Below are 13,438 nucleotides of genomic sequence, written 5' to 3'. Positions count from 1 at the left end.
TTTAAATTGGCGATATTTGTTTCGACCAACTTGGAAAAGTAATATTAATCTTCTATACTTGTTAGCATATGTGATGTATCTGAATTTGCGAACTGTATTCAATCCAGTAATTGTCTGTTCAGCATTAATTACTAAGGATCACAAGAAACTTGCTCAACGTATTATATGAAAAATCACTACCCGGGAGTTCTTCCAAAGGCCCATTTATGGATAGATGTGCTGCTATTGAATATCTCTTTTTTTTCAGCCTATGTTTTTCGGTTTGATAAGGCTGCTGAGATTTTTCAAAATCATTATGTAAACCTGCTGCTTGTTGCCAACCTGGTTTGGATATTGATCATCCTTACCTTGGAAACCTACAAAATTTCCCGTCTTTCTTATCATTTCAATAATCAGTTAGGCAAATTCTTCAAAGCATTAGGTGTCCACGCTTCCATCATGATGGCTTTTTTTTACCTGTTCAAACAAGGTGAAGAGTATAGCCGCTATCAATTTTTGATGACGTATTGTCTTTTTTGCTTTTTGTCAATTTTGGTTAGGGGAGCAGCTGTTGTTTCTTTGAAACTTTACAGGCAGGCTGGATACAACTTCAATCGTTTCGCTATCGTGGGAAGAGGTGATCTCGCCAAGTTAATTCGTGAATTTTACTCGGAGCGCAAAGAGCTCGGATACAAGTATTACGGTATGTTTGAACTGAGTGACCTCCATCAAGTAAATGGAATAGAGGCTCTAATTAAGGAAAAACAGCTGGATTATCTTTACTGCTGCCTTAATGAGATAAATGATGATCAGGTACGCGAAATAATTAAAATAGGAGAAAGACACAAAACTCAAATAAGGCTGGTTCCGGATTTTCGCGGTTTTATGACAAATATGGCTACTATCGAGTATCATGATATGTATCCGATTATCCAGGTCAATACTAAACCGTTTTCAAGTTTCAATGAACAAACTGCGAAGAGGGCTTTCGATCTGGTGTTCTCTGTTGTGGTAATGATATTGGGAGCTCCCATATTTTTACTTGTTTTTCTTGCCATCAAAATCACGTCTCCAGGTCCGGTATTTTTTAAACAGAAACGTTCGGGGAGATGGGGTGAAATGTTTGACATCTACAAATTCCGCAGTATGCATGTGGATGCCGATAAAATGGGACTACAACATTCGAAAGGTGACGATGATCCAAGAATAACTCCGATCGGACGTTTTCTTCGCAAATCACGATTAGACGAGTTGCCACAGTTTATCAATGTACTAAAGGGAGAAATGTCTGTCGTAGGCCCTCGTCCGTTATTTAAATATGATGTAGAGATGCTCATGGAAGCTGAGCCTCATGAATTTCAACGCCTATTAACAGTTAAGCCCGGAATTACTTCCATCGGGCAGATTAATGTGGGTTATGCAGACACGATGGCGAAGAATGTAGAGCGTTTGAAGTATGATCTGCAATACTTAAAGTCTTACAGTATTGTCAATGACGTTCAACTTATTTTCAGAACATTGCAGGTTATGATTTTAGGTCGGGGTCAATAACGATTTCACATTTTTTCTTAGAATCCTAGTCACATTTCCTTTGCTTTTCCTCTGTGTTACTTATTTGCAAAAGCCTGATACCGGAGTTCTGTAATTAGGCTTTTCGTTTAAACAAACAAAACATCATCTTACAAATAAAGTAGAACATGACAAAGCTCTCCCATAAATTCGGGTATAATATCAATGCCTTGCGCCATTGCTGTTCTCGGAGTGATATTTTTCCACTTTAGCATTCCATATTTTGAGGGTGGCTTTGCAGTGATTGATATTTTTTTGTAATTTCTGGATATCTGATGAGCCGGATAATGATCGTTGGGATTGAGTTCGGCCACTCTTCAATTTGGAATATCTATGCGAGGCGGGTTTAGCGTATCATCCCTGCCCTTAGTTTTTTGATACTAAGTCCTTTTTATAATATGTTTCTTTGTACATCTCCCAGTCGACTATCAGGCCGTTTAGCATTTTTGGTTGAGGACATAGTAAAAACGCGTTACAGCAGGGTTATTGCAATTGCGGGATATGCAACTATTTTCTGTTGCTTTAATCTGCTTGATGAAAATCTTCCATGGCCTGGAACCTACACATTACTGGCTGATTTAGGAACTTTTCTGATAATTTGCGTGAATATCAATAGCTTTAAGCTACTTAGGAATGAAGCAGTTCTATATTTGCGGAAGGTCTCCTAACCCCTTTATTTATGGCACTGGCCCCGTGTATGTAATAGCAGTATACCTTGGCGTAGAGACAGGCCTGGTGTCTTCAATAGGTTTGATAATTACGTCATTAATAGCTGCATCGATATCATTCAGTTATACCATCGCATTTTCCTCAATAGCCGCAAGAGAAGCTGAGTATGGAAAAATATTAAGAGGCAAATACAAAGATGATAAAGCCCGGCAAATTAGTAACACTCTGATGGCTGTCTTAAAATCTCACTATACTGGATTTTATTTAAATTGTTTATATTCGAGTGACATTTCCAATCCTCCCCAGATCTTTACCTTCAGTTAAGTTTAATACCTCTTCTTAAACCGACGAAGCGTTTGGCAGAGGTAATTGAGGAGGAATGTGATGGTCGGCAACATTTTTCAGCAGGTGGCCAGTAGCAGGTAGGGAATGAGTTTCTAAAAAGCCGGTCTGTGAAGGAGTACTTAGCATTGATTAATAACGGTTAACTGTAGGAATCACCAAGTAATGGCCATAGTACCCCATGAACTCTATCTAAAACATTTTGTGTAGTTGAAAGTTGCGAACCGCTGTTTCCGAAAATTAAAATACTATGCATTTACCTCCTCCTCTATCATGAAGTACCTTTCTACAAAGCTTTTCAAGGGAAAGTTTATCCCTTTAGTTTACCTCTGCATACTTGTTGTGCAATTCATTTTACATAGGTATATAATCATCTATCCTTCACTTGTGTTTCCTGGCTTCACAGGTGCACCCAAAATTGACAAGGAAGCAATTATACCCGTTGTTAACCTTTATGCTATTTCAGGCAATGGACAGCGCATGAAGTTGGACAAAAAAGACTTCTTTTCAAATTTATATTACAAACACGTAAACTACTTCCTTAACGTCATCCTAGAAAATGAAAAGAATTATAAAAACAATCCCAAATTATATTCAAGGAGGAGAGATTTTATTTATTTTGCACAACGCCAGTTGCGTTTAATGGATCCTTCGAAAGAATTCAAGGTCCTACTAATTGAAAAGGGTGATATGACTTATAATACAATTGAAGATAAAATGAAACCAGAACTAACAAATGTAAAAAGCGTATTCATATCCCTACCATGACGAAGCTACTGCCGTACGCACAGAATTCCTATTATATTAATGCTCATTACTTAGGATTAACTAGGGTTTTGTATTGTGTAGTGATTATCTCGTTTATTGGCCTCCCATCTTATACTTGGCTTGGAGGAGCGTTAGACTATTTTTTTTCTCCCCCAACTGCAAGCCTAGCTAGAATTTTTCATGGCTTTCCAGGATACCCTTTCTTTTATGCTCTTACACTACTTAATGTAATTTTCTTTTTTCTCATGTTTCTTGGCTTTCACGCTCGCTGGACATCATTACTATTCTCGTTAACATCGATTTTAGGTCACAATTTCTGGTATTCTTTTGGGAAGATTGACCACTTACTGCTATGGATTATCGCGCCAATATTCTTAGGCTTTGCTGGATGGGGAGACCACTTTTCTGTTGAAAGTCTGTCTAAACGACCTCCTAAATTGACTGACCATAATTCTCAACATAATAATTCGCTATTAATCTTTCTGTTGGCGATGACAATAGGATTTTCAATGTTTACGGCTGGTGTTCAGAAGCTGCTAAGCGGATGGCCGAACTGGCATTCAGAAGCTGTGAGGTTTCATTTGATAAAGAATTATTTTTCACTAGACCGGGAAGAATTGTTATCAAGTTGGTTTCTACACATTCACAATCATATCTTATGGAAAGTAATGGATTATTCTGCATTACTACTTGAACTAGGATTTTTGTTTAGCATCATCCATGTCCGGATATTCAGGTCCTTTATTGCAGTTGCAGTAGTATTTCATTTCATAGTTTTACTAATGTATAATATCCCATTTTATTCCAATATAATCGCTTATATGATCTTTACTGATTGGGAAATATTAGATCCGAGAGCCAAGATACCAAGACTGATTGACAATGTTAAAGCCTATAACAGTGTAATTAAAATAGTAGTTATGATATCACTTGTATTTTTTTGTTACTGGTGTGTCTTTTTAATTAATCATGCTGGAAGCCTGTCCCTGCCAGGTTTTTTTGAATCCGTCTTCAATGCATTCGACATCTCGGATGGCTACAAATTTTCCCTGTATCTTTTATTTTTATCCTCAATGGTATTTTTGATTCTTATGTGCTTCTTCAAAGTTAGGAGAAAATATTCTTCAAGAGAAGTGCCTACTTAAATGTAACATCTGAATCAAAGATAAGCGTTCGTTCACGTAAGCTTACACCTCATTCAGCATCAATGTTCGATGGCCTCACTAAAAAGGAAGGCGAGTTTATAGCCTGGTAGCCGATGAGGTTGCAATGCAGATATCACGGCAAATTCATATCACGTCAAAGTCGAGCAGGATTCGAAGAGATGAAAGTGAATTTGCCATGATGTGCGCTAGTTTATCTGATTTCAAAAATGAGACTATTTTGTAAACCATTGCTTTGGAAGTGCAATATGGTGTTTCTTCGTGTTGTCGAAATCTAAATGATGTGGGAATTTGGTTTGCCTAATCCGTTTAGTAAATCTGTCATTACGCAAGAAGGTAAACTCAGCGATGGGTGGAATTTCTACATTCAATCTTGTGACTATTTCAAAGCAGTTATTGGGGTGAATGTGTACACATGTGTGAGTCTGCATAATTTTACTAATTACCTCATTTGCCAGGTTGAAAAATTCCGGATTCCAAAATTTATGCAAATTATGAAGCTCGATGACTATAATCCTGCAACGTTTCAACAGTTTGTCGGATGCAGCGGCAAGGGTTAGATACTCATTTCCTTCAATATCCATTTGCAGCAGGAGCTCTGTTTCCGTTTTATCGTAGAAATCATTTACCCAGCTATCCAATGAAATTAATTCATCATTATTAGTACAACCGACATGTTTTTTCAAAAAGTGATATTTGCTGGCATCCAGCGAGAGTTTTGGAGCGTCGACAGATTTATCGGCAAGGAAAAGCTGCATTCCCATTTTGAAACAGTCCATCTCGAATTCACTAACCACCGCAACGCCGGGTGAAAAACACGCATCAATTCCTTCCAAGTCGTCGGGAACCAAGTATCCACCATCACCATTGGCGCCAATTCTGACTAAATTTATCCCTGGATCATAGGGATGCAATCGTTCAATTAGTTGTAAAACCCTTGCCCTAGAAGTTTGATCGATAATTATCTTTCCACGGTCTTCCAATAACCATTTCTTCATTTGTGATTTTAATCTTTTCATGTATCAGTGATTAAATGTTATATAATTTTTGCAGCCTTATATAGTTCCAATGTGGATAATGCTGGTCTTACGCCCTGCTTTCATGTTCCTTCATTATTATCCATTCTAACTGGATTGATTCAGCGACTGGATCACATTTCCTCCCTCGGTAGCTCAATTCTTCTGCATTTAGAGCGGTTAACCATATCTAAAAACTTTCCTGATTCGTATTGAGCCATGTAGGCACCTAAATGTTGAGAAAGGCCTTATACCCCGAATAGAATTCCAAATAGTAAAGGTAAGTCTTGGGAGAAGTAATTCTACTTGCCACGTCTTCATGTTTGTAGTTTTCTACTTGCCATGCACATGCAAAACATCGCTTCGCGATCTATGGAGGCCCTTCCGAAATTTTAAGAAAAAACTCAGGGTAACAGAAATTGAATTATGGACAAGAGACACTCGAAAACAAATAGACTTGGGTAATAAACCTAGATAAATTTTAAGGACTTCACAAGTTTAAATTAACACCTGTTTCCCAACTTCGGGAGCCTGAAAGTAAAGCACCTAGCAAATTAATGCTAAGTGCTTTACTTTCAGGCTCCCGAAGTTGAGTTCGTTGTCTGGACCATACATAGTGAACATCCAGGCCATCAATGGAAAAATGGTAGCCAAAAAGGTATTTATTCGTAAATGATTTTGTCGTGATAAGCTGTTCCCTACCTTTGCCAAAACGTTATTTAACACCTAATGAAAATATTAGTTCTCGGTGCCTCCGGCCAGTTAGGAAGTTGTTTAAAAAAAGTAGCTACTGAAAGAAATATAACAGATATCTCGTTCCCCTCGGAAGAAGCTGGCAATATCTTAAATCCACACCTACTCGGTATTTTGTTCACCGAAGAGAAACCTTCATTTGTGATTAACTGTGCAGCTTATACTGCGGTTGATAAGGCCGAGGACGAGCAGGATATCTGCAGAAGGGTGAACCGGGATGGTGCTGCCTTCATTGCGGAGGCTTGTGCTAAGCACAGTGCTATTTTGATACACATTTCCACCGACTTTGTTTTTAAGGGCAACGTTCCGCGACTACTGACAGAGCTTGACCCGACGGATCCGGAAAATATTTACGGCTTGACTAAACTGGAAGGTGAGGTTGCAGTAGCCAATATCTTGCCTCAACACTTTATCATTCGAACCAGCTGGCTATATTCCGAGTATGGAAATAATTTCGTAAAAACAATGCTTCGTCTTGGGAGAGAGAGGGAACAGCTCGGTGTGATTGTTGACCAAGTGGGATCACCTACTTATGCAATTGATCTGGCGGGAGCTATTCTGGATATCATTGAATCCGGTAGCAATGCGTACGGGATTTATCATTATAGCAATGAAGGCGTCACATCATGGTATGATTTCGCGAAAGCCGTCTTTGATATCAGCGTCACGCAGATTAAATTAAATCCTGTGAAGACATCGGAGTATGTGACCAAGGCGGTGCGCCCTGCTTATTCTGTTATGGATAAATCGAAGATTAAAGCCACATTTAATATTGCTATCCCTTATTGGCGGGACAGTCTGAAGATTTGTATTGATCGGCTTTCAGTTGTTGCGGAGTAGGCAGATCTACTAAAATGCCAGATCCTTCCGGAAAGCCAACATCACTCCAACTGCATTTTCAAACAATTTGCCATTATCGACGGAAACGGCGGCTTTTATGGTAGAGCCGCCAAGCCATTTTACAGGCTGAGCTACGGCGAGTATACCTGAGAATTGGTAGGCCCTATTCTCAAAAGCCTGATCATAAGTTCCTTGGTTACTGGAATAGGATAATTTCGTAGTCCAGGTTGCTGAACTCAACTTGCCCTGCACGCCTGCATGAAGAACCCACACCCGGTTATTATTGGTAAAAAAGTCAGCATACCTTGGCCAGGTATTTTCGGTGCCTGCGGTAATAAAGGGAGTTCCTATTCCTCTACCGTAATAAGACCAGCCGTCCCTGACTTGACCGTTATTGAAATAGTCATCCTTTCCCCGAATCCCATTTCCGTCTGTAACAGTGCTTCCTCCCTGGCTCTTTGTATATAGCAGCTCCAATGTCAGCCTGTTCAAAGTGAAGTTCCTTGCATCAATAGGTTTAAATGTAAACGTGATGCCATTTAGCCCGTCCTTCACATTATTAAGATAAAATAAGGAGCCATCCTCAACAAGATTTTGTCGGTAAAAGAGGATGTTAACCGATCTCAGATTCAATTCCAAACCTCCGTCTAAGCTGGCTACATGATTTCCTATTCGATTCCCGTTGTCAAAACTTGAGGCGCCCTGGACTTTGCCATTTGGTTTGAAACCACTTACAACGTACCAATAATTACCAATTCCGCCAGGCATCCGGCCGTTTTCTGTGAAGTATGGACTCTTCCCACCCCACTGAACAGCATGGTTGAATCCGCCGTGCAGCTGAACCTTCCCATTTGGCTTTCCAATCCGAACAAATAATGCTTTGTTGTGAAATTTTAGTTCGCTGGTGACGGGACGGTTTTTGTCCATATAGCCATCAGAATAAAAACCTTTGAAGTATAAGAAATTCTTAATCAGGCGGGTGTAATTCTCAAACCCAAGCTGAATCTTGGGGATTGGTAAGGCGTTACCCGACCACATATAGGCTCCCGTTCCCAATTCGTGATCGTTAAAGCCCACATATTGCTTGCGGCGACCGACGGTCAATTGGAAACCTTTGAATGCAATGCCTGCATAAAGCTGGGGCGCAAGCAATTTGCTATGCTCGCTGAGGTTACCCACAAGATCAACGCCATAAGCAACAGACCAGCCGCGAGAAGAAGTATCCTTTGAAAGTTGGCGCCTGCCTTCGAAGCCGGCGCGAAGGCTTAATATTTGCCCTGACGTAGGAACCGTTCCCCATTGATTGGCGTGCAACCAGAAAGGGGTACGTGATGCGCTGGACCCGTAACCTGCTAATTCGACCCAGGCATTTTTATAAGTTTTGTTTTGAAGCGTATCTTCTTGCTGGAAGGAATCCGCAAAACCGGAAAAGATTGATAAACCAAAGAAAATGAAGGTATAACAAAATTTGATTAGCAAGTTAGATATGCCGTTTTTGCCAGAGGTCATTAATATATTGGGATGTTTAACGTTGAGGAAATTTTTTATCCGCAAAAGTTAAGAAATAAATCGCTAACCTCGATCAACAGGTTAGTGGCTTACCTTAAAATCATATGTGCCCGATCCTGCCTTTACAATTACATATCCCTGCTCGCTGCCCGTCACTTTCAGTTCTTTGCTTGCCGAAAGGTTTTTGTTACCAAGCTGAATTTTAGCAACAGAATCGGCAGGTACATATATATGTGCCAATGTATTGATCGGCACCGTAACTTTGAAGGTGAGCTTGCTCTCATTCGTGCTCCATTCGGAGACTATTTGTCCATTGACGGTGTGAAGGGAAGCTTTTAATTTACCAATACCTTCCTTACTCATTCCTTTGGGTGCAATTTCGGGCCTGATCCTGAATTCCGCGAAGCCCGGGGTTATTGCCTGTATTCCTGCCGCATTCCCGAACATCCATTCGCACACCGCCCCAAATGCGTAGTGGCTGAATGAGTTCATGGCTGCATTGTACTTGAAGCCATCTTCCTTGGTGAAGCTGTCCCAACGTTCCCAGATCGTGGTGGAACCATTTTCGACCTCAAATCCCCAGGAAGGGAATTCTTTGCTTAAAAATAGTTGATAAGCGAGATCTGAATGGCCTGTTGCCGATAAAGCGGGTAGAAGTGGCTTTGCACCCAGGAAACCGGTTCCAAGTTTGTTCCCATTTTCTTTGAGAAGCGCTGCAAGGAAGTTACCTGCCTGTGCCATGTCTGCCGGTTTTATTATTTGCATGTAAATCGCATTGGCATAGGTGGTTTGCGTGTGGCCTGTAAATCCCAGCGCACCATCCACATAACCTGCACCGTTTCCGTAGGCTTTTTCGTCACATTTAAACCTTCCTTCTCCGTCGGTATAATGCTCCAAAACAGCTTTTCTAACGGCGGCGGCAGTATCTGCGAAGCGCTTTTTATCTTTTTCGTTGCCAATTGCATCGGCCATTTCTGTCATTAAATCCGCACAATAGGCATAGTAGAAGGAAGCCAGTAGATCGGGTGGAGTTTTCTTGCCAAATGAAAGCCAGTCGCCAAAGCCTCCTTTCGGATCAATGTCGTCGAATGCGCCTTCCTTAAATACAAAACCACCTTTGCTTCTCTTTTCCAGAAAGTCCATAAAGCGGACCATATGTGTCCATCCTTCGCTGATCATCCGGGTGTCGGCATATGCGCGGTAGATCTGGTATGGACAAATGATCCCTGCTTCCATCCAGCCTGGCGAAAAGGTATCTGTTTTACGCAAATTAGGCCTCGGCGCGTACAATGGATAGGCACCGTTTTCATACTGGCCATCATTCAGGTCGACTACCCATTTTGTGAAAAATGAGGCAACATCACGGTTGAAAGTGGCCGATTTTGCATATACCTGCGCGTCTCCCGTCCAACCCACGCGCTCGTCCCGTTGCGGGCAGTCGGTAGGAATGTCGATGTAATTAGCCCTTTGCGTCCAGTCAATGTTGCTATAAAGCTGATTGACCATCGCATTATCAGTTTCGAATGAGCCTACTTTGGGCGTGTCCGATCCGAGCACTAAGCCAGTCAGCGTTTCCGGGTCCGCTTTGCCAGACAATCCTTTTACTTCTACGTACTGAAATCCGTGAAAAGTGAATTTTGGCTCCCAAGTTTCTCCGGCCGGATCGCCTTTTAGGATGTAAGTATCTGTCGCCCTGGCCATTCTCAGGTTTTCAGTCATCAAACGTCCATCGGGATGGAGTTTTTCACCAAATCTTAACCGAATGGTATCCCCTGCCCTCTCCTTTACTTTGAGCCGGACTATTCCAGCAAAGTTTTGCCCGAAATCAAAAATGGTAGAACCGTCAGGTCTGGCAGTGATAGCTTTTACATTAAGTGTCTGTGTTACTTTCACAGGAGGACCGGGATAACCCTGAATCTTACGGTCGGCTTTATCTGCAAATACCTCCACATTTTTCCAGCTCTTGTCATCAAATCCTACCTTATCCCAATTCTGGTGTTCTAATCTTGCGTCGTAGGTTTCGCCATTCAAAAGATCAGATTCCAGTAATGCGCCCTGATTGGCTTTCCAGCTCTGATCGGTACTGAATGTTTCCGAGGTTCCGTCGGCATATTGAATCTCAATCTGTGCCTTCAAAACAGGTACTTTTCCATAGAATGCCCTGACCACAGGATTTTGAACTAACAGTGAGTACCCGAGATAGCCCGCATACCAGCCATATGACAATTGCGAAGCCAATGCATTCACGCCGCTTTTGAGCGTCCCGGTAATGTCATAAGTCTGATAATAGACACGTTTGTCGTAATCCGTCCAGCCGGGAGTGAGATAGGCATCACCCGCTTTTTGACCATTAACTTTAAATTCATACAAACCCAAAGCCGTCACATATAACCTGGCTTTTTTTAATCCTTTTTTTACAAAAATCTCCTTCCTCAAATATGGCGCTGGCGGCAAATGATAGGTTTTGCCTTTACCCAAATGATCCAGATCGAGACCTATCCATTGTCCTTTCCACTCGGATGTGGAAAGCAATCCCATTTCCCAGGTTGAAACCTCGCTCCACGCACCCACAACGCCATTTTTATCCCAACTCCTTACTTTCCAATAGCATATGTCACGGGATTTGAGTGGCTTACCATTGTAAACGATCTGGTAAGTTGGACGCCCGCCTACCTTTCCTGAATTCCAAAGATTTGCGTCTCGCTCGGTCAGGTCATCACGGGATGATGCTACGAGTATCTGATATGCGGTCTGAACCTGATTGCGTTCATCCGATGCCAGCTCCCAGCTCAATCTTGGGTTGGTAACATCTGTAACAGGATTCTCTTTGTATTCACATCGCAGATATCTGGCTGTCAGGCCGACGGCTTTTGATTCAAAAGCACCAATACAAAAAAGGATAAGCAAAAAATGAGGTTTCATTAAAGGCGGAATGTTAGGTTAACGTAAGACTTTCACTCCTTTTGGCGCGTCAATCGTCGATTTCACGCTACCATCGGCTTGTTTTTCATGTCTTATCTTAACAATCCCAAGCGGCGTCGGGTAAGTGCCCTCCGCCCAGGTGAGGTCGCCCAAATTGGGCTGGATCCGGATTGTTTTGCAGCCTGGCTCCAATACGCTTACGCCCAAAACATGTTCGGTGAGCCAGGAAGTGGGCCCGGAAGCCCAGCCGTGGCAGAGGCTGTGGCGAAGGTTTTTATAACAATAAGCACCAAAATCGCCGTGAATGTCGTCTTTTCCATCAGGTACCAGTTCATCAATCGGCGCGGCATTTTTTGTCCAGGCGAGATCAAAGTCTTCCCAGAACGTGGTTGCCCCCATATCCAGCATTCCACCCCAATAATTTCGAATGCAGTTCAATGCGCCGGTATAATCTTTTGCCTTCGCTTTGGCCTGCAACATATAGTATCCGTAAAATGTCGAGAAATTTTCACAATCGCCTTTGGCAAGCACCTCGGTATTGGCTTGTTCGGCAGGTATTAATCCGGCCAATGCCAAAAGGGCGGCGGCTTGTTTGGAACCATTGACTTCCGGAACGTACAATTTCAACTGGGTCGCGGTTGCCTTGCATTTGGTTGCCTGTGCAGGTTCGTCAAGAATGGTGCAAAGTTCGGCACCTGCTTCCAATGTCATCACCATCATGGCGTGAAGTCCGGCATGGATGCCTTTGGGGTTTTCGCTGGAAGGCCAGTCCAGAAAACGGGTTCCGTCCAGGTTCTCCTTGTTGTCTTTTGTTTTTGCGATCAAAAGGTCCAGCAGGGCTACCAGATATTTTTGCTGCTTCCTAAGGTATTCAAGATCTCCCTGGTTTCTATAAAGATCACGGTGGATCAAAACCCACCACATGGAGTAAGCGCTGATCCCATTCATCCAGCCGGGCAATGGGGTAATGTCGCGTGCCTGGTCCAGACTTTTAGCAACTACTTCATTTTTACCAAAAACGGTATTGATCGTCATCACCTCCGGATGCATATCCCCTACCCACACCAGCCGGTCGCGTTTGATGCCATCCCACAGATATTCCTGCATGTTGAGGTGCACCGTATATGCGCCAGTGTTCCAGATCTGGTTTAACCTTTCGTCATTGCTTTTGAATGATCCCAGGTACGGAATATCTCTGTATTCAAAAATAGCCCGCACTTCTTTTAATTGTAATTCTCGGTTTGGATCGATCAGGTCAATTCTTGCGAAACGGAAACCTGAATTCCCTACCTGCATGACGCCGAGCCAGGGAACTTCCACAACGAAATCCCGCATGGCGTGGTCATTGGTTGCACCCTGAATGGTATCAATGTCGGACATCGCCTCACTCACCGATTCCCCAAACCGAATCCTGACGTGTATAGGCTTCTGGTTAGAAGGCTGGTCGGTTACGAGCTGTATTCCGCCTTGTATTTCTTTTCCAAAATCAAACAGAATGCCTGGCTTTTCCTGCTCATTGCTGATCAGTTTGCAAAAGTTCTTGTGGACTAAATCCGCCTGCCCGGTTCCCTTCTTCAAAAGGTTTTGTGCGTCGACAACACTGGTCGATGTCTTGTCCGATGTCCAGACGATGCGTCTGGGCGTTAGGTATTGCCGGACACGCGAATCCTTCTGGCTTTCGAAACTTTTATCGAATATGGGTGGAAGTTGCTGTGAATAAACGTATTGGCTTAGCATACCAAACAGACAACACAGGATCGTAAAGTTCTTTTTCACAACAGAAAGTTTAAATTCATTGTAATATTCCCGGAAAATAAATAATTATTGACTAGCTAACTAGCCTGTTGTATCCTGTTTGGAACGAGAAACAGAAGTTCGGCATTCCGCGCGCCAGCTATGCTAAAAGAA

General features: G+C 42.4%; 7 protein-coding genes. 3 read left to right on the top strand and 4 right to left on the bottom strand.

The features are described 5' to 3' along the window. Positions 1 to 165: 165 nt before the first annotated feature. A complete protein-coding gene (locus tag FHS68_RS20230; RefSeq protein WP_167274084.1) occupies positions 166 to 1,530 on the top strand; it encodes a sugar transferase in 1,365 nt (454 codons plus the stop codon). Between the two features lie 1,302 nt (positions 1,531 to 2,832). Next, positions 2,833 to 3,327 (top strand): hypothetical protein, encoded by a 495-nt coding sequence (locus FHS68_RS20220; protein WP_167274078.1) that lies wholly within the window; start codon positions 2,833 to 2,835, stop codon positions 3,325 to 3,327. Positions 3,328 to 4,705: 1,378 nt separating this feature from the next. Here the strand turns inward: FHS68_RS20220 and FHS68_RS20215 are convergent. Further along, the gene (locus FHS68_RS20215; protein ID WP_167274076.1) at positions 4,706 to 5,509 is read right to left on the bottom strand and encodes an FkbM family methyltransferase; all 804 of its coding nucleotides are present in this window, start codon (positions 5,507 to 5,509) and stop codon (positions 4,706 to 4,708) included. A gap of 726 nt (positions 5,510 to 6,235) precedes the next feature. On the opposite strand from FHS68_RS20215, the gene rfbD reads away from it, so the two are divergent. Next, entirely contained in the window at positions 6,236 to 7,099 is an 864-nt protein-coding gene (rfbD, locus tag FHS68_RS20210; RefSeq protein WP_167274073.1) for a dTDP-4-dehydrorhamnose reductase, read from the top strand. A 9-nt stretch (positions 7,100 to 7,108) separates the two neighbouring features. On the opposite strand, the gene FHS68_RS20205 is transcribed toward rfbD, so the two are convergent. The 3 genes from FHS68_RS20205 to FHS68_RS20195 form a co-directional block, all read right to left on the bottom strand. Next, positions 7,109 to 8,608 (bottom strand): capsule assembly Wzi family protein, encoded by a 1,500-nt coding sequence (locus FHS68_RS20205; protein ID WP_167274070.1) that lies wholly within the window; start codon positions 8,606 to 8,608, stop codon positions 7,109 to 7,111. An 81-nt stretch (positions 8,609 to 8,689) separates the two neighbouring features. Next, positions 8,690 to 11,530 (bottom strand): family 78 glycoside hydrolase catalytic domain, encoded by a 2,841-nt coding sequence (locus tag FHS68_RS20200; RefSeq protein ID WP_167274067.1) that lies wholly within the window; start codon positions 11,528 to 11,530, stop codon positions 8,690 to 8,692. Positions 11,531 to 11,548: 18 nt separating this feature from the next. After that, the gene (locus tag FHS68_RS20195; protein WP_310588612.1) at positions 11,549 to 13,306 is read right to left on the bottom strand and encodes an alpha-L-rhamnosidase-related protein; all 1,758 of its coding nucleotides are present in this window, start codon (positions 13,304 to 13,306) and stop codon (positions 11,549 to 11,551) included. Positions 13,307 to 13,438 lie beyond the last annotated feature (132 nt).

This window comes from Dyadobacter arcticus (assembly GCF_011762185.1).
Classification (GTDB): domain Bacteria; phylum Bacteroidota; class Bacteroidia; order Cytophagales; family Spirosomataceae; genus Dyadobacter; species Dyadobacter arcticus.
This window is presented reverse-complemented; position numbering and strand designations above follow the sequence as displayed.